The organism is Vibrio furnissii CIP 102972, from assembly GCF_000176175.1.
Taxonomy (GTDB): domain Bacteria; phylum Pseudomonadota; class Gammaproteobacteria; order Enterobacterales; family Vibrionaceae; genus Vibrio; species Vibrio furnissii.
Map to the genome: position 1 here is coordinate 1,600,458 of NZ_ACZP01000014.1, position 18,578 is coordinate 1,619,035.

At 50.4% G+C, this 18,578-nt stretch carries 17 protein-coding genes; 5 read left to right on the forward strand and 12 right to left on the reverse strand.

The window, feature by feature from the left end; all coding sequences use genetic code 11:
• Window positions 1-2,121, reverse strand: coding sequence for an anaerobic ribonucleoside-triphosphate reductase (gene nrdD, locus VFA_RS17485; RefSeq protein WP_004728196.1), 2,121 nt, complete (start codon window positions 2,119-2,121; stop codon window positions 1-3).
• 293 nt (window positions 2,122-2,414) lie between these two features.
• Here nrdD and VFA_RS17490 point away from each other — a divergent pair, with 293 nt between their 5' ends.
• Window positions 2,415-3,317, forward strand: coding sequence for an endonuclease/exonuclease/phosphatase family protein (locus VFA_RS17490; protein WP_332306320.1), 903 nt, complete (start codon window positions 2,415-2,417; stop codon window positions 3,315-3,317).
• 123 nt (window positions 3,318-3,440) lie between these two features.
• Here VFA_RS17490 and VFA_RS17495 read toward each other — a convergent pair whose 3' ends face one another.
• The 5 genes from VFA_RS17495 to VFA_RS17515 all read right to left on the reverse strand — a co-directional run bounded on the left by VFA_RS17495 (window position 3,441) and on the right by VFA_RS17515 (window position 8,993).
• Complete coding sequence (locus tag VFA_RS17495) at window positions 3,441-6,602, reverse strand: efflux RND transporter permease subunit (RefSeq protein ID WP_004728198.1); 3,162 nt, start codon at window positions 6,600-6,602, stop codon at window positions 3,441-3,443.
• A 1-nt stretch (window position 6,603) separates the two neighbouring features.
• Window positions 6,604-7,608 carry an efflux RND transporter periplasmic adaptor subunit gene (locus VFA_RS17500; protein ID WP_004728199.1) on the reverse strand — a complete coding sequence of 335 codons (1,005 nt, stop codon included), beginning with the start codon at window positions 7,606-7,608 and terminating at the stop codon, window positions 6,604-6,606.
• A 147-nt stretch (window positions 7,609-7,755) separates the two neighbouring features.
• Window positions 7,756-8,214 carry a YeeE/YedE family protein gene (locus VFA_RS17505; protein ID WP_004728200.1) on the reverse strand — a complete coding sequence of 153 codons (459 nt, stop codon included), beginning with the start codon at window positions 8,212-8,214 and terminating at the stop codon, window positions 7,756-7,758.
• 21 nt (window positions 8,215-8,235) lie between these two features.
• The gene (locus tag VFA_RS17510) at window positions 8,236-8,655 is read right to left on the reverse strand and encodes a YeeE/YedE family protein (protein ID WP_004728201.1); all 420 of its coding nucleotides are present in this window, start codon (window positions 8,653-8,655) and stop codon (window positions 8,236-8,238) included.
• Between the two features lie 35 nt (window positions 8,656-8,690).
• Complete coding sequence (locus VFA_RS17515) at window positions 8,691-8,993, reverse strand: ArsR/SmtB family transcription factor (RefSeq protein WP_004728202.1); 303 nt, start codon at window positions 8,991-8,993, stop codon at window positions 8,691-8,693.
• A gap of 154 nt (window positions 8,994-9,147) precedes the next feature.
• On the opposite strand from VFA_RS17515, the gene VFA_RS17520 reads away from it, so the two are divergent.
• The 4 genes from VFA_RS17520 to VFA_RS17535 all read left to right on the forward strand — a co-directional run bounded on the left by VFA_RS17520 (window position 9,148) and on the right by VFA_RS17535 (window position 12,513).
• Window positions 9,148-9,333: a YgaP family membrane protein gene (locus VFA_RS17520; protein ID WP_004728203.1), complete on the forward strand. Its 186-nt coding sequence runs from the start codon at window positions 9,148-9,150 to the stop codon at window positions 9,331-9,333.
• 56 nt (window positions 9,334-9,389) lie between these two features.
• Window positions 9,390-11,093, forward strand: a complete 1,704-nt coding sequence (locus tag VFA_RS17525; protein WP_004728204.1) for an FAD-dependent oxidoreductase — start codon at window positions 9,390-9,392, stop codon at window positions 11,091-11,093.
• 314 nt (window positions 11,094-11,407) lie between these two features.
• Complete coding sequence (locus VFA_RS17530) at window positions 11,408-11,905, forward strand: GNAT family N-acetyltransferase (RefSeq protein ID WP_004728205.1); 498 nt, start codon at window positions 11,408-11,410, stop codon at window positions 11,903-11,905.
• A 122-nt stretch (window positions 11,906-12,027) separates the two neighbouring features.
• Entirely contained in the window at window positions 12,028-12,513 is a 486-nt protein-coding gene (locus VFA_RS17535) for a GNAT family N-acetyltransferase (RefSeq protein ID WP_172475451.1), read from the forward strand.
• Window positions 12,514-12,543: 30 nt separating this feature from the next.
• Here the strand turns inward: VFA_RS17535 and VFA_RS17540 are convergent, their stop codons facing one another.
• The 6 genes from VFA_RS17540 to VFA_RS17565 all read right to left on the reverse strand — a co-directional run bounded on the left by VFA_RS17540 (window position 12,544) and on the right by VFA_RS17565 (window position 18,521).
• Window positions 12,544-13,434, reverse strand: a complete 891-nt coding sequence (locus VFA_RS17540; RefSeq protein ID WP_004728207.1) for an AraC family transcriptional regulator — start codon at window positions 13,432-13,434, stop codon at window positions 12,544-12,546.
• Entirely contained in the window at window positions 13,421-14,110 is a 690-nt protein-coding gene (locus VFA_RS17545) for a flavodoxin family protein (protein WP_050780282.1), read from the reverse strand. The genes VFA_RS17540 and VFA_RS17545 overlap by 14 nt, the downstream gene beginning before the upstream one ends.
• A gap of 75 nt (window positions 14,111-14,185) precedes the next feature.
• Window positions 14,186-15,124, reverse strand: a complete 939-nt coding sequence (locus VFA_RS17550) for an alpha/beta hydrolase (protein WP_004728209.1) — start codon at window positions 15,122-15,124, stop codon at window positions 14,186-14,188.
• Between the two features lie 60 nt (window positions 15,125-15,184).
• Complete coding sequence (locus VFA_RS17555; protein ID WP_004728210.1) at window positions 15,185-16,099, reverse strand: alpha/beta hydrolase; 915 nt, start codon at window positions 16,097-16,099, stop codon at window positions 15,185-15,187.
• Window positions 16,100-16,507: 408 nt separating this feature from the next.
• Window positions 16,508-17,641, reverse strand: coding sequence for an NADH-dependent flavin oxidoreductase (locus VFA_RS17560; RefSeq protein ID WP_004728211.1), 1,134 nt, complete (start codon window positions 17,639-17,641; stop codon window positions 16,508-16,510).
• Between the two features lie 46 nt (window positions 17,642-17,687).
• Window positions 17,688-18,521, reverse strand: coding sequence for an SDR family NAD(P)-dependent oxidoreductase (locus tag VFA_RS17565; RefSeq protein WP_232281744.1), 834 nt, complete (start codon window positions 18,519-18,521; stop codon window positions 17,688-17,690).
• Between the last annotated feature and the right edge of the window lie 57 nt (window positions 18,522-18,578).

Sequence of the window (18,578 nt, forward strand, 5' to 3'; positions counted from 1 at the left end):
TTACAGATGTTTCACTCGACGTTTCACTTCTTCTTGTTTGCCGACGTTGAATGGACGTGCATCTGGGCTACCCAAGTAACCACATACACGACGAATCACCGACACTTTGCTTGGCTCATGGTTGCCGCATTTCGGACACACAAAGCCTTTGCTGGTACAGTCGAATTCACCGGTGTAACCACACTCGTAGCACTCATCAATCGGCGTATTGGTGCCGTAATAAGGAACGCGGGTGTAGCTGTAATCCCAGACGTTTTCCAACGCTTCAACGTTACGTTGCATGTTCGGGAACTCACCGTAACAAATGAAACCACCACTTGAGATGTGTGGGTACGGCAATTCGAAATCGATCTTGTCGTATGGGTTCACTTTTTTCTCAACATCCAAGTGGAAGCTGTTGGTGTAGTAACCTTTATCGGTCACACCAGGAATCACACCGAACTCTTTGGTATCAATGCGGCAGAAGCGGCTGCACAAGTTTTCACTTGGTGTACCGTACAAGCTAAAGGCGTAGCCTGTTTCTTCTTTCCATGTGTCGACCGCTTCACGCAGTTTACGAATGATGTTCACCGCGTGTTCACGCAGTTCGCTGTCATCAAACACGTGTGTTCCTTGGCCAAACAACGCGTTCATGGTTTCATGCACACCGATGTAGCCCAATGAAATCGACGCACGACCGTTTTTGAAAATGTCCGCAATCGAGTCGTTCGCATTCAAGCGCACGCCACACGCACCTTCCATATAAAGGATTGGCGCCACACGGGCTTTGACATTTTCCAAGCGGTGGATACGGGTTTCCAATGCGCGACGTGCCAGTTTGAGTTTTTCATCCAACAACTCGTAAAACTTGTTGAGATCGCCTTTCGCACGAATCGCAATACGCGGTAGGTTCAAACTCACTACGCCCAAGTTGTTACGGCCTTCATGAACCAGTTCTCCGTTCTCTTCAAACGTGTTCAAGAAGCTACGGCAACCCATTGGCGTTTTGAATGAGCCAGTGACTTCGACCACTTTGTCGTAGTTCAGAATGTCTGGGTACATGCGTTTGGTTGCGCAATCTAGTGCCAATTGTTTGATGTCGTAGTTTGGATCGCCCGCTTTATGGTTCAGACCATCTTTGATGGCAAATACCAATTTAGGGAACACGGCCGTTTTACGGTTTTTGCCCAAGCCCGCAATGCGGTTTTTCAGGATCGAGGTTTGGATCAAACGCGATTCCCAGCTGGTGCCCAAACCAAAACCCAGTGTCACGAATGGCGTTTGACCGTTCGCGGTGTGCAGGGTGTTCACTTCGTATTCCAGTGATTGGAACGCGTCGTAACACTCTTTCTCGGTGCGCACTTTGGCAAACTCTTCCGGATCGCGAATATCCCACTCTTTCGCAATCGCCAGATGTTTTTGGTAGCTGGCAGAGACGTAAGGTGCCAGCACTTCATCAATGCGGTTGATGGTTGTGCCGCCGTAAATATGGCTCGCCACTTGTGCGATGATCTGCGCAGTGACGGCCGTTGCGGTCGAAATGGATTTAGGCGTGTCAATTTCCGCGTTACCCATTTTGAAGCCGTGTGTCAGCATGCCTTTTAGATCAATCAACATACAGTTGAACATCGGGAAGAACGGCGCGTAATCGAGATCGTGATAGTGCAGGTCGCCCTCTTCGTGCGCTTGAACGATGTCACGCGGCAGAATGCGAGTTTTCGCATAGTGCTTGGCCACGATACCCGCCAGAAGGTCACGTTGAGTCGGGATAACTTTACCGTCTTTGTTCGCGTTTTCGTTGAGCAGATCCGCATTGCTCTCTTGAATCAGGCCTTCGATCTCCTGCGTCAGTTTGCTCTGCTTCTCTCGTGCCACGTCGCGGTCATGTCGGTACTCGATGTATGAACGAGCTAATGCTTTGTACGGCCCTTGCATTAGCTCGTTCTCTACCAGTGTCTGAATTTCTGCGATTCGAACTTCTTCGTACTCTTTGAGTTTGAGTTCGACTGCCAATGCAACATTCAATGCGTAAATCGCAATTTCACTGTTGACTTCTTCCGCTGCACTTTCGACTGCAGCTTGGATACGATCTCGGTTAAACGGGGCTTTTGAGCCATCACGTTTGATTACGATAGGTTTCACCTTTTCTCCTTACCCCAGCATATTCACAGGATTATCCACAAATACACTATATAGGGCTTACCTTTATCCAAACGACACTATATGTTGTGTCGTATTAAACGAGATGACCCAATGGAAAGTATTGATTTAGATCAACGAATTTGGGGCTATGGACAAGAACAAATCGATCTTATAGCTTGAAGTCTCAAAGCGAAAAGAAACCCTGCAAACGCCATTTTTTGTGATAAAAATTATTGCTTTTTGTGGAACACTGTCCGCACCTGACCTCAACGAGATCGACGAGAAGAGCCATCATGAAAACGAACAAAATTGCCACAATTTTAGCGTCCGCCATACTGCTAATTTCCTCTCACTGTGTGTCCGCGCAAAGTTTGTCAATCAGTAGTTGGAATATTGAATGGTTGACGTTGAATGCGTCCGCACCTGTGGATAAAAGCAAACGCACCAGCGAAGATTTCGCCGCGCTGAGCAAACATTTCCGCACGGTCAATAGCGACGTGTTGGCGTTTCAAGAAGTCGACAGCATGCAGGCTATCCAGAACGTGGTGGGTTCGGCGTATCAAATCGTGCTCTCGGATCGCGCGCAGCCTGCGCACGCCCAGCATCAATTTAAAGACCTCAATCAGTACACCGGCTTTGCAATACGCAACACCGTGCCGTTTAGTGACCCAGCCGATGTCGATCTGTATGGCAAACGACATCACAAATTGCGCTTTGCAGCTTATATCGTGTTGTACCCAGACTCACCGCAGCCCGTGCATACGTTGTCAGTGCATTTAAAAGCGGGTTGTTCCGGGAAGTTTCGCGCTAACCAAACCAGTTGCCAAACATTGCTGACACAGGGCAAAGCACTCAATGCGTGGATCAAACAGCGGGAAGCCAAGCAGCAAGCGTATGTCATTCTGGGCGATTTCAACCACAACCTCGCCTACCGCGGGGATTGGTTATGGCAAACCATGACGCAAGGCACCCTCATTGAACCCACGCTTGCCAGCCGCCAAACACCCGCAACCTGTAAAGTGCGCTCGCGCCAGCAACCGAATCAACTACATCAATTTCGTTCGTTGATCGACCACATCATCATCAGCCCAACGCTTAAAGCAAGCGCCACACAACAAGTGAATTTCGAGAGCCAAGACGTGTTGCGTTACGCACTGAGTGACCATTGCCCATTGCGTAGTGAACTACAGTGGTAACCAGCGCTTACCGATTCAACGACATGAATCCAAGGCCACCTAAATCCAAGACAAAAAAAGCCCCACCGTTGACTGGCGGGGCAAGACACAAGTTACTTGAAACTTTCGTTGTGGCATTGAGCCTCATGATTGAGGTTCAATACGTTTTTTCATCACCACAAAGTATAGGACGGGAATCACCACCAAGGTTAATATTGTTGAGACAAATATCCCAAAAATCAAACTGATAGCCAATCCGTTGAAGATCGGGTCATCCAGAATGAACATTGCACCAATCATCGCCGCCAATGCGGTCAGCATAATCGGCTTTGCCCGCACAGCCGCCGATTGAATCACCGCTTCTGAAAACGCCACACCCTGCTCGACCTGTTGATGAATGAAATCCACCAGCAAAATCGAGTTACGCACGATGATCCCCGCTAAAGCGATCATGCCAATCATCGACGTTGCCGTGAACTGCGCGCCAAGCAGCGCATGCCCCGGCATCACACCAATGATAGTCAGCGGAATCGGCGCCATGATGATCAGCGGCACCACATAGGATTTAAACTGCGCCACCACCAACAGGTAGATCAGAATCATCCCCACCGCATAAGCGATGCCCATGTCACGGAATGTTTCATAGGTGATGGTCCATTCCCCATCCCACAAGACCGCGACGCCACTCAGGCCATCCGGTTGGTGAATGTAGTTCTGGTCGAGGTTCATCTGCCCCTCAAGCGCAGACCCAATGTTGAACATGCCGTACAGCGGGCTGTCAATGGCGCCGGTCATGTCGCCCACCACCATCACCATCGGCACCATGTTTTTGTGCACGATGTAATCTTCCATTCGCGTCTGCGTGACGCTGACCAGTTCAGATAGCGCGTAAGCCTGCCCGCTCTGGTTGGACACATTCATGTTCAGCAGTTGCACCAAGCGTATTTTGGCGGTTTCACTGGCTTGGATCTGCACCGGAATCGGGTATTTGTTGTGTTCACTGTGCAGGTAAGTCACCGGCTTTCCGCCAACGGCCGTGGCTAACGCATCCACAATCGATGCATACGGGACGCCCAAACGCGCCGCTTTGCTGCGGTCGAGCGTCACCTGCCATTTCTGATGCGATTCCGGCAGATACATATCAACGTCGACAATATCCGGTGTCGCTCGGAAAATTTCACGCACCTGACGTGCCGCCTGATTACGAATTTCCGGAGTTGGGCCATACACTTCGGCTAAGATTGGCGACCATACCGGCGGCCCCGGCGGCACTTCAACCACTTTCACCTTACCGCCAAACTTCAGAGCAACTTGGCTTAGCACAGGGCGAATGGCGCTGGCGATCGCATGGCTGTCGCGGTCACGATCCTTCCGTCCCACCAAATTGACTTGAATGTCGCCCTGATTGGCTTGCTCTCGCATAAAATAGTGACGAACCAGTCCATTAAAGTTGATCGGCGCCGCCGTCCCGGCATAAATTTGGTAACCCGTCACTTCGGGGACCTTGTTCAGTTCCTGTCCCATGTCGAACAACACGCGCTGGGTACGTTCAAGCGACGTCCCTTCCGGCATATCCAACACCACTTGAAACTCCGATTTGTTATCAAACGGCAGCATTTTCAGCACCACCGCCTCAAACACTGGCAGCAAGACCGAACCGACGATCAACGCGAACACCGCGAGCAGTAGCATCAAGCGGTTACGAGTTTGATGTTGGGCAGTCACAAACGGCGTCATAATGCGGTGGAATACGGAACTCGCCGCGGTTCCTTCATCTTTGTGGTGGGTGGGTTTGAGCAGATGCCCAGCCAACCAAGGGGATATGACAAATGCCACGGCCAGAGAAATGAGCATCCCCATCGACGCGTTAATCGGAATCGGGCTCATGTACGGCCCCATTAAGCCGCTGACAAACGCCATCGGCAGCAACGCCGCGATCACCGTGAGCGTGGCCAGAATGGTCGGCCCGCCCACTTCATCCACCGCAGGTGGAATTAATTCTGCCAGCTTGCGTTTGCCCATCGCCATATGTCGGTGAATGTTCTCCACCACCACGATCGCATCATCGACCAATATCCCAATGGAGAAAATCAACGCGAACAGCGACACGCGGTTGAGGGTAAACCCCCACGCCCATGACGCAAATAAGGTGATCATCAAAGTCACCATTACCGCCAGCCCCACCACAATGGCTTCGCGCCACCCCATGGTCAGCAACACCAGAATCACGACCGCAGTGGTGGCAAAGGCCAGCTTGCCGATTAGGGTGTTACTTTTATCGGCGGCGGTTTTTCCGTAATCACGCGTGATATCAACATGAATACCATGCGGGATCAGTTGGTTTTGCAATGCCGCGACGCGGGCTTCCACCGCTTTGGCCACATCGACCGCGTTTTCACCGCTCTTCTTAGCAATCGCCAGAGTGACGGCTGGATAGATCCCACTTTTGTCACTGGTCCAGACATTCTGGGTTGCAGTGTCAACGCCAAGTTCAATGGTCGCAATGTCTTCCAAATACACAGGAAATCCATTGTGCACCCCCACCACCAACTGTTTGACGTCCTCGACATGCGTTAAAAACTGACCAATTTGTAGCGGCAGGGTTTGGTTGTCACTGGTCAATGCGAGCATGGAAGAGCGACGATTGGCTGCGGGCAAGCTTTGATTGAGTTGATCGATGGTGATGCCAAAAGCGTTCATTTTGGCAGGATCCAGCCGCACATCGACGATGGTGTTGTGTCCACCCACGGTGTAAATATCGCGCGTGCCTTGAATGCGCTTGAGTTCGGTTTCTAACCCATGCGCAACTTGAGTCAGTTGCTGTTGATTCGATTGGCCAGTGCGATCCGACAAGGTAATCGTGACGATCGGAACATCTTCAATCCCTTTGGGTTTGATAATGGGTTCCCCGACGCCAACACCCGCAGGCATCCAGTCTTTATTGGAATAGAGTTGGTTGTAGATGCGCACCACGGCATCGTTGCGTGAAACACCTACTTTAAAGATCGCGACAATCATCGCGCCATCCGGCTGAGAAAAGGAATAGAGCTTATCGATACCTTGGATTTCAGAGATCACCTGTTCAGCCGGCGTCGTCACTAAACTCTCAACTTCGGCTGGCGTCGCGCCTGGGAAAGGAATATAGACATCAGCAAATGTCACATCGATTTGAGGCTCTTCCTCTTTGGGGGTGATGATGACTGCAAACAGCCCCATCAGTAAGCCAACCAACGCCAGTAAAGGCGTCATGGCCGAATTTTGAAAGGCCGCAGCAATGCGACCCGAAATACCGAGTCGTTTGTCCATCTCATTGCCCTTCTGCTGGAAGTAACGTGGTCGCAATGACATCACCGATTTCCAAACCCGACAGTACTTCCACCGCATCGCCGTAGGTTTGACCCAAACGAATCGGATTCAGGATTCGCGCCTCATTGACGATGCGATACACCGCGCTCAGTTCCGCACGGCGAATGACCGCAGCGCTGGGGATCAACAGCACGTCCCGGCTGCTGTACTGAAAATCAGTTTTGACCCACATTCCCGGCATCAACAATGGCGTGTTGTCTGGCAACGATAAACGAATGTTGAAATTGTGAGATTGAGGGTCAGCGTAACGAAATAAGCTGTAGTTTGTTGGTGTGACAACGTCACCAGAAGGTGACCGTACATAGAACTGCGCCACCGCTTGCACTTTATCCTGATAGCGCTGCGGAATGTCCGTTTCAATTCTGAGTTTTTCCAGTGAAAAACCACTCACCAACGGCGTTCCCGGCGCGACCGTTTCACCCAGTTCCACATGACGCTGCGTGACCACGCCGGCATACGGTGCTGTGATATTGGTGTACCCCAGCGACTCTTTGGCTTGAGCCACCGCAGCCTGAGCTGATTTGACGGATGCTGCTGCGCTGCGAGCACGCGCTTCAGCCGAATCCATTTGATCGCGCGAGATCGCACCTTTAGGAAACAACTGGCGATAACGGCTCACTTGAGCCTGCGCTTCGCGGTTTTGCGCCAACGCACTGGCCAATTGCGCCTGCGCGGCGTCCAACGATGCCGATTGCTGCACATCACTGATTTCAAGCAGTACTTGGCCTTGCGCCACGTGATCATTCACATCCACAAACACGCCGATCACGCGACCGGATGTTTGCGCCGCCACCGTACCTTGATTCACCGGCGCCACGATGCCATCCAACTGAATGACCTGCGGCAGACGTTCTGTCTTCACCGTGTAAAAGCCAGTCCCCTCGGTGGCATGCACCCCACTCACAAAGCTCAGTGCCACCAGAATAGACAAAGTTAACCCTTTCATCGTGTCAATCTCCTTTGACATTCAGCCCTTTAAAGCGAAGAGATGGCCTATCATCTCCCTCGCGAGATCACGTCATGATGTTCGCAATCATCCGTTGAATTACTTTGCGGCGAAAACAAGACACGATGGCGGGAAACGTTCGTGTGTTTACGCCGTTTGTGGGTGATGCTCTGGATGTTGTTTGGCTCGCAGTACCAGATTAGTCACGCCGAGGCCAACCATCATGCACGCAAAAAACACCCAAACGCCTGGATTGCCCAACGCCAAACTCGACACCGCAGGTCCTGGGCAAATGCCTGCCAATCCCCAACCCACCCCGAAAATTGCCGCGCCACTGAGTAGACGTGAATCGATCGCGGTGTTCGTCGCGAGACAAAATTTCTCGGCATTCACGGGTTTACGTTTCGGTTTAATCAAGAAAAAATACGCTGGCATAAACACCAATAACGCGCCACCCATCACAAACATTAAGCTCGGATCCCAATGCCCTGTCACATCAAGAAAGCCTGTGACTTTCGCAGGATCCGCCATACCTGAAATCACCATGCCCAAGCCAAATAATAGCCCAGCCACCAGCGACGTTAATCGAAACAAAGCCTGATTCATTCTGATTCCCCACCAACGCTTTTAAATAAGATGCAAACGAACAAATACCGTCATTGCGGCAACAACCATAAAGACACAGGTGGCGACTATTGAACGTTTTGACAATCGACCGATGCCGCAGATGCCATGTCCACTGGTGCAACCATTACCCAAACGTGTGCCGACGCCAACGAGCAAACCCGCCGCCGCTAACCACCACACATGGGAGTCAAACTGTGCTGGCATCTGCTTATCAAAGGCCATCACACCGAAGACGCCACCACTGATCATGCCGACCACAAACAACAACCGCCACGCAAAATCACGTGATTTCGGCGTCATTAACCCCGTTAAGATGCCGCTGATACCGGCAATTTTTCCGTTCATCAGTAACAAAATGGTTGCCGAAATCCCTAACAACACGCCGCCAAACAAAGATTCCCAAGGCATGGTGAACGTCATAATGTCCTCTTTTTATTTCTCTTAATTTGAAAGACTTAACCACAAAACACGGTTTGTAAGCTCTGAATCAACTGCGCCACGCGCGTATCGGCCAACGAATAGAACACCTGTTGCGATTCCTTGCGCGCTTCAATCAATCCATGCTTTCGTAATACCGTTAAATGTTGAGAAAACGCTGACTGGCTGAGTGCCGAGCTTTGTTGTAATTGCCCCACACCCACCTCGCCTTTTGTCAATTGACAGAGCACCATCAAACGTTCCGGATGCGCCAAAATTCTAAGTAGTTCAGATACTTCTTCCGCATTGGACTTCATTTGATCAATATTGACGGCTTCCATCACTTTCCCCTTCATAAACTTGTTTTTTAGATAATACTAATAAACGTAGTTTAGTCAAACCTTATTTAGTTATATCGAAATTAGCTCAATTAACATTAGACAATACTAATTTATGTAACTATAGTAAATCCAACATCCAACGGAGGGTATTCTCATGACCATTGAAAATGGCGTACGAATTGTCGCGGGCAGCATGGTTTTGCTGTCGCTACTGTTGACAGTGTTTGTTCATCCGAACTTTATCTGGCTCACCGTGTTTGTTGGTGTGAATCTCATTCAAAGTGCGTTTACCGGGATTTGCCCAGCAGCCTATTTTTTGAAGAAACTTGGGTTTAAATAGTCAGTTCACACTGAAATTCGATACATCAGTTGAGCTAGAAAAATTTGGAGTAATCTATGACTAAGATTGTGATTATCGGCGGTGTTGCCGGCGGAGCTTCTGCGGCAGCGCGTGCGCGTCGTTTGAGCGAAGATGCGCAAATCATTATGTTTGAACGGGGCCCTTTCGTCTCGTTTGCCAACTGCGGCTTGCCCTATCACATCGGTGGTGATATCAAAGAACGAGCCAATTTGCTACTGCAAACGCCAGAAAGCTTTTTGGCACGCTTTAATGTCGATGTCCGCGTCATGAATGACGTGGTTCGCATTAACCGTGCAGACAAAACCATCACCGTTCGCAACCTGCTGGATCAATCTGAGTACGAAGAAAGCTACGACTTTCTACTGCTGAGCCCGGGCGCTGGCCCGATTGTGCCGCCAATCCCAGGATTGGATAACCCACTCACCCACTCGCTACGCAACATTCCAGATATGGACCGTATTTTGGAAACCATTCAGATGAACCAACCCGACCATGCCACCGTCATCGGCGGCGGTTTTATTGGTTTGGAGATGATGGAAGCGTTCCACCAATTGGGCATCAAAACCACGCTGATTGAAATGGCCGATCAAGTGATGACTCCGGTTGACCGTGAAATGGCTGGCTTTGCCCACGCAGAAATTCGCGCTAAAGGCATCGACTTGCGTCTTGGAGTCGCGCTGCAAGCGGTCGAGTTCAAGCCAACCACCTCAATGCCAAGCATCGATTCTGGTGAGAATACCGAACATCAACACATGAGCGGTGAACTCGATCTGACGCTGAGCAATGGCGAAACACTGACCACCGATATTCTGATCATGGCAATTGGTGTGCGCCCAGAAACCAAACTCGCCGCTGAAGCTGGCCTGCAGATCGGTGCGCTGGGCGGGATTGAGACCAACGAATCCCTACAAACTAGCGATCCAAGCATTTATGCCGTGGGCGATGCGATTGAAGAAAAAGACTTTGTAACGGGTCAATCGACCTTAGTGCCACTGGCTGGCCCTGCCAACCGTCAAGGTCGTATGGCCGCAGACAACATGCTGGGTCGCAGCGAAACCTATCAAGGCACGCAAGGCACCGCGATCTGTAAGATCTTCGACTTGGCTGTGGCTTCTACCGGTAAAAACGAGAAGCAACTCAAACGTGCGGGTATCGCATACGAGAAAGTCTACGTTCATACTGCGAGCCACGCGAGCTACTACCCGGGGGCGGAAGTTGTGTCGTTCAAAATGCTGTTCGATCCAACATCAGGCAAGATTTTCGGCGCTCAGGCCGTGGGTAAAGATGGCATCGACAAACGCATCGACGTCATGGCGGTTGCGCAGCGTGCTGGCATGACCGTTGAACAGTTGCAACATCTTGAACTGACTTACGCGCCACCTTACGGCAGCGCAAAAGACGTGATCAACCAAGCCGCATTTGTCGCCACCAACCTCATGAAAGGTGATGCAAAAGCGATTCACTTTGATGAAATCGACAACCTTACCGATGAACAGCTGTTACTCGATGTGCGTAATCCGGGCGAACTGGACAACGTCGGTTATCTGCCGGGCGCCATCAACATTCCAGTCGACCAACTGCGTCAGCGCATGAACGAACTGCCAAAAGACAAAGAAATCATCATCTACTGTCAGGTCGGTTTGCGCGGCAATGTCGCCTATCGTCAGCTCGTCAACAACGGCTACAAAGCACGCAACTTGCTCGGTGGTTACCGCACTTACGCGTTTGCCAAAGCCTAACGTTTTCCGCTTTCTCGCAAACCAAACAGCCAGCATCAAGTGCTGGCTGTTTTGGTTTTCAGAACAATGCACCGATGTACAGTACTCCTAAATTCGCTCTGAACTTGTATCTGATATGCGAGTTCATGTATTGCCCGCAAAAGGCTTCGGCAATATCGCCTAAGTTTTTAACGCCTATGCGTCTCTCCGATCGGATAAAACCACTCACATTGTCAGACACATATCGATCGTCAAAGACGGATTTGTGTCTCTGGCACCATGGTTTAGTATATGAAGCACACCTTCACACGCGTAAATCAATTGGCATAAATAGCATGATCACCATTCGACACTACAAAGCCGCCGATGCGCGGGCGCTTTGGGCGCTTTTTTATCACACCGTTCGCAACATTAACGTGCGCGACTACACTCAAGCGCAAGTCGAGGCATGGGCGCCCGCTGAGTTTGACGCTGCCATTTGGCAGCAACGAATGCGAACCATTGATCCTTTTGTCGCGGAAATAGACGGCGACATTGTGGGCTATGCCGATCTGCAAGCCGACGGGCTGATTGATCATTTCTTTTGTCATCACCAGCATCAAGGCAAAGAGGTTGGCCGCAGCCTAATGGAACATATACTAAATATGGGTCGCCAGCGTGGCATCACTCAGTTTCATGCTGAAGTCAGCATCACCGCTCGCCCATTTTTTGAGCGTTTTGGATTCACCGTGGTTCACGAACAAACGGTTGAAGTTCGCGGGCAAACATTGCGCAACTTTGTGATGAAACGCTCCGCGAAAACCCCGTTGAATCGCGATACACAGCGGGTGTGAGCAGGCTTTTGAAGCGGGTTATCGACCACATTAAAACCAAAGCACAGCGCTTAACAAGGCGTTATTTCACCACTATATTTCGCAACGATATTTCAAAACAATATTTCAAAACGATTGCAATCATGGAGAGCAGTGTGACCATCAGGAAAGCGTCCAGAGCAGACTCAGGTAAAATACTCGAACTCATTGAGCAAAAAGCGGAATTCGACCGCAGTATGAAAGGATTTGACGGTAAAATTTCAACCAGCATCGCGAAGATAGAACGCACGCTATTTGGCGACTCTCCGTTTGCTCATGTCTTATTGATAGAACATGAGCGCGAGGTTGTGGGTTTTGCACTGTATCACTATCGCTATTCTTCGTTTAGTGGCCAGCCATCGATTTGGCTTGATGACCTGTTGATCGTAGGACGACATCGGTCCAATGGATATGGCCATGCACTCATGCAGGCGTTGAAGCGCGAAGCTCAGGCATCGCTGGCGTCTCACATTGCATGGACGGCCAGCCCGCACAACTCAAAAGCGCATGAGTTTTACACACGGTTGGGCGCGGAAATTGAGCGAATGGATGGCCAGCGCCCCTACTTTCGTTGGCCGTTATGTGGCTAACGAAACATGAAACCGCTCGCTCTCGCTGGGTTAAATTTGTCGCAGGCGCTGAATGTCTTTTTGGGGCGGTAATCCAAATAAACGACTGTATTCACGACTAAATTGAGAGGCACTCTCATAACCCACCAGATTACTGGCTTGAGTTGCGTCAAGACCATTTAATAGCATCTGCTCCCGCGCTTCTTGTAGCCTTAGGTTTTTCATGTATTGCAACGGACTGCTGCCAGTCAAGGCTTTAAAGTGCACTCGAAAGCTTGAAGCGCTCATGTGCGCCTGCCCCGCTAGCTCATTCATGCCGACGGTTTCGGTGAAGTTCTTCTTCATCCACGTCACGATTTTCAGAATGTGATTGCTGGGCGAACCAACAGATGCAATATGGCGCAGTTGCGTGCCATGCGGCCCATGAAGCAAGCGAATCACGAGTTCCTTTTTTATCAGTGGCACCAAACTCGCGAGATACTCAGGCTCTTGCTCCAACGCTAACAAACGGCTCATCGTCCGGTATATGCCATCGTCCATGTTCTGAATGGAAATCGATTGATACTCAAAGTGACGATCGGGCTTGTCGAGCTTTAGCTCCGTGCACGTTTGCATGATCAGGTCATAATCTAACTTCAGGACGATCGCCAAAAATGGCTGATGGCGCGTCGCCTCCGTCACATGCGACACGATCGGAGTGTCAAAGGTGGTCAACATTGACTGCCCGGCTTCGACAGGGACTTGCCTGTCATCAATCGCCAGTTGCTTGCTCCCTTGTAAAATCAGTGAAAATCCAAGGCTATAAATGCAATGCAACGGCGCTGTCGGCGTATTTCGAATATGCACTTCAAGCCCGGGAATATCGGTGACGTAACTGCCCTCTTTACTGCTGTAGGCGCGCACTTGCTCCACCAGCGCTTGATTGGCGTTATTGCTGTTCATCACGTTCACCTGCTCTGTCGTTGATTCTTTTCATATTGTATTTTTCATCGAATCGTTGGATTAACTCTTGCGAGGACATCTGGCTTCCCATTCTTCCCCGCTTCACGTATTGATGAGCAAAACTGATCGCGCCTTTCGAACGCACGAGTGCTTCAAATTCATCAATAAAATGCTGCTTAAATTGACTGTTAAACGTATTCACCAACACCACGTGCTTGTTGGTGAAATCGGTGTTGTTCGCAAATTGCCAGATCGGTGGCGCTGGGCTGTATAACCAGATGGGCGATCCCAGATACACGGTGTCATAGCGCGAAACATCGATATGATTCGGAGTGATGTCCGCGAAATCGTTCCGTGCATCGTTCAATGCGTTTATCCAGCCAACCATCCCAAGTTGATAGTCGTTTGCCACTAATTCATGGACATCCGCATCCAACGTTTCAGCAATATGATCGGCTAAAACGCCCGTGTTTCCTGAACGAGAAAAGACCACAACAGCCACGTTTCGAGGCTTTTCCGAAGCGCTATGATGTTTTAAATCATCGTGCTTTAACGCGTGATTTCTTAACACATGATTGGCCGCATCTTGTGCATTTTCAATACGCGTAACCACAAATGCAACCACGAACAAGATGAGAGCGAGCGCCAACAGTAACATCAGGAACAAACGGATCATCAGTGCCATCCCTTACGATTTCAAACAAAGTGAATGATGCGTTCTTCACTCTCGCGAAGAACGCATTGAAGTCATTTATTGGAGATATTTCGCCAAGAATGGTGCCACGCGTTCCATGGCCAAACCCACCGCTTCCGGATGGTCATACAGCTCGTAGTGCGACCAGTGTTCCAGATCCACTAATTGACGATCTTTCGAAGCCACCGCTCGACCATAAATTTCTTGCCCATCACGGAACGCGCCAAACGCGCCCACTTTCTGGCCAACCACCGCCATCATCGGTTGTGTCATCAAGGTTTCTGCAAATGCGAAGGCATCCCAACTTAATGTTTTTTGAGCGTGAGAAAAGACCATGCGTGTTGCGCCGCCTTCCGACTGTCCCCGTGATGTTTTGTAGTACTCTGTGGCTTCAAACACATCGCGATCAGTCAAACCGTTTTCTTTTGCAAATTCGAGGCTTGGTGGCAACAGTTCATTCACTTGTAACTCAGCACCACGAGCTTCAGCCGTGCGTTGCGTTGCCATGGCTTCCAATGTGCCGATGGGGTTGTATAAGCTAAACCCTTCGCGGAACAAACGCCCCACATTAACCGGTGTAATGCCCACGACGGCTTTCAGACGTTTCTCGGTCAGGGCAGAATTGAGAATGTAACCGCCACCACCACAGATGCCCAATCCACCAATGCGGGTTTCATCCACATACGGTAAGGTCACGGCATAATCGATCACGCGGCTGATGTCTTCGACGCGTTGCGTAGGATCTTCCACATAACGGGGCATGCCGCCCGACTCACCTTGAAAACTCGCATCAAAGGCAATCACAACATAGCCTAATTCAGCCAACGCCTTCCCATAAACTGCGCTGGAGGTTTGCTCTTTGCAGCTCCCAAATGGATGAACACTAACCATAGTCGGATAGTGTTTGGCTGCGTCAAAGCCGTCTGGCAACAAGATGAATGCGGCCATATCCCAAGCCATATCGGTGTTTCGGAACGAGACTTTTTTAATATCCATCGTTTTATCCTCGCAGAAGGCTCAATGTGTTGAGCCTTCGTTGATATTCATTGTGCCGTGTTACAACGTGCGTTGGAAGAATGGTGCAAGTACGCCAATGGCTTCAGCAATCGGAGACTCGCCATCGTAGAGATCCATGTGGTTAGCACCATCGACAATGTACATCTGTTTGTCGTTGCTCGCCGCACGCGCCATCAGATCATCACTCATCCATTTGCTGCCCGCATTGCTGCCCACCACGGTTAAAAGAGGCTGCGTGAGGAACGCTTCCGCTTTAAAGAACGCATCATACGAGATGATTTGAGTCAGGCTGCGAGCCGTCGCAAACCCCGGTGCGGTGCAATACGCCGCGCGATCGGTATGGTAATACTCCCAAGCCTGACGCAGCTCTTCATTCGGTGCATCTTCTTCCTTCATCGGCGCCATTGGCATGGTTGCAGGCTCCGCGCCACTCGCATCAGCAGTGCGCGCACCAGAACCGGCTTCAAGGTAAGGAATCGCATCGCTGTCTTTGACGTTGTTGTCCCAACCGTTGCGGAACATTTGGCCGATGTTCACCATGCTGACCGTACCCACCGCTTTGATGCGACGATCATTGATGGCGGCATTGGCGGTATAACCCGCACCCGCACAGATCCCCATCGCACCAATGCGATCGTTGTCGACGTAATCCAGCGTGGTCAGGTAGTCAATCACGGCACTTACATCTTCCGTACGTACGTGTGGGTTTTCCAATTGGCGCGGATTACCGGTACTTTCACCTTGATAAGACGCATCATAAGCAATGGCAACAAACCCGTGCTCTGCAAGTTTTTTTGCGTATGTGCCTGCGGTTTGTTCTTTCACACCACCACCCGGGTGCGACACCACAATCGCCGGGTAACGCTTGGTCGCATCAAAATTTTCTGGGAAGTTGATCAGCCCAGCGAGTGTAATGTCCAGACCGTTGGTATTAGGAAAATAGACTTTGTTCATTTGGATTGCTCCTCAGTAGCGTACGTCATTGTCTTAGAAAGTTATGGCCAGTTCGCGGTTTGCTCCTGACTTGAAACCAGTATAGGCAGATCATGGCGTGTAAGTTTGCCTAAAATGACGAGTTATTTGCCTGTTTTGTTTTTTATGCCTGAAATGATGAAATCAAAACGAATACGAGTTCAACACACTGCACATAAAACAAATAACTTATTGATAATAATTAAATTTAAAATATCACCGTATTTATGCTGCACTGTGTAATTCAACAAAATCATTGTGTTAAATTTGTACTCATGCGGCCAATCAGCGGCACTTGTCCCCGTCAAAAATCGCAAAACAGGCAAACAAAAAAACAATGGCCCTCATGATGAGAGCCATTGGCAGAACGTGACACAATTCGTATTTAAATTACGACTGAACAGGGAACCATCCCGGGGTGGACTTGATGATGTTCCATAACTTGGTCGGCACTTGCAGATCATCGGCGCTGTGAGACAAATCCAACGCGGCTCGAATCTCTTGGTCGCGGCCATCTTGAGCCATTTCGACCCAAGTTGGATTCATCACCAAACTGCGGCCGACCACCACCAGCGGCATGCCTGTTTCAAGTACGTGACGCGCTTGATTCGGCGTACGCACTTCTCCTGCCGCCATGAGTGGCAAGCGATCAGCCACACGTTCGATAAAGCGTTGCGCCGTGGTTTGACCGCTGGTGTCATCCTGAGATTGACCCGCAAGGATGTTGTACAGCGACGTATGCAAGTAATCGATATCGCCCTCTTGCGCCAAGGTTTCAGCCAGCGCCAGCGCGTCATCAATGCGTAACGCACCCTCTCCTGGTTCTTCCGGCGAAATACGATACCCCAGCAAGAAAGGACGGCTTGCGTGTTCATCGATCACGCGGCGCACTTCACGCACGACTTCCAACGGGAAGCGCATGCGGTTTTCCAGTGAACCTCCCCATTGGTCTTGACGTTGGTTAAACAGCGGCGACAGGAAATTCTGAATCAAGAAACCATGTGCGCCGTGCAATTCAATACCATCAAATCCCGCTTCAATGGCTCTGCGCGTGGCTTGGCCAAAATCATGGATCAGCTCGAAGATTTCGGCTTCGGTTAATTCACGACTTGCGAGTTTGCCATCGTTAAATGGCCCTTTCGGCGCGGCCATTGCACTGGCGCTCACCAATTCACCGTTCGGAATCAGGTCAGGAACCGCTTTGTTCCCGGCATGGAACAGTTGCAACACCGCGACTGCGCCGCCACTTTTGGCTGCATCCGCAAGCTTCGTTAAGCTGGGAATAAAGCGATCGTCGTATGCTGCAAACTCATCCGTAAATCCAATCCCGCTCGGCTGAACGTGGCTGCATCCGGTCAACAGTAAACCCACCCCTTGTGCACGCGCACGGTAGTAACGGAGTTCTTCGTCAGAAATGGTTTCATCCGCGTTGGACGACCATGTGGTCATCGGAGCCATGACAACTCGGTTGCGTAATGTCACACCATTTTTAAATGTAAATGGTTGGAATAATGGATCTTTCATGTGTATTCATTGCCTCTAAAAACGTGGTATGTCTAACCCACTCGGGTTAGTAATCGGTTGATGCCGTCAAGCTGGCAAACTGATGCGTCTCTTGGATTCGTGCCTCTAACGACGGCATCACGAAATCGATGGCATCATTGCCGATCAGCAATTGGCGTGGCTGCTTGTCTAAATCCACCACGCGAACGATGACTTCCGCCAATTTGGCCGGGTTACCTTGTTGTTGACCATCGGCGGCAGCCAGCAGCTCACGGGCGTGACCATAAGGCTGATAATCGTCGATGCGAGTTTCACCATATTGCGCCGAGCGATCATTTAAGAACTCAGTGCGGAAAAAGCCCGGTTCAATCGCCGTCACTTGAATGCCCAGCGGCGCAACTTCATCAGCCAACGCCAATGTCATGCCTTCAACGGCGTATTTCGACGCGGAATAAAACGTGGCATTGGCGACGGCTTTCACGCCCGCAATCGAAGACGTATTCAGAATGCGCCCCTGTGCTTGCTTTCTCATAACCGGTAACACCGCACGCAATACATTCGCCATCCCAAACACATTGGTCGCAAATTGCATTTCAATTTGTTGTGCCGAGGCTTCTTCAAAACGCCCCAGCAAGCAAAAACCGGCATTGTTGACCAGCACGTCGATGCGGCCAAAACGTGTGACGGCTTGCTTCACGGCCGCCTGAGCCTGCGCTTCATTCGTCACATCCAATTCAACAAGCGCAATACGTTCCGCCGGCACATCGGCAAAAACCTCGCGTAATCGGTCTAGATCACGCCCTGTTGCCACCACGTGATCGCCTTGATTCAACGCAGCTTTCACAATATCGATGCCCATCCCTCGGGTCGCACCGGTCACAAACCAGATTCGATTCATCATTTTTCCTCAATCATCGTGGGAATAGACGCGCTGACGTCAACCCGATGCCAGCGCGTT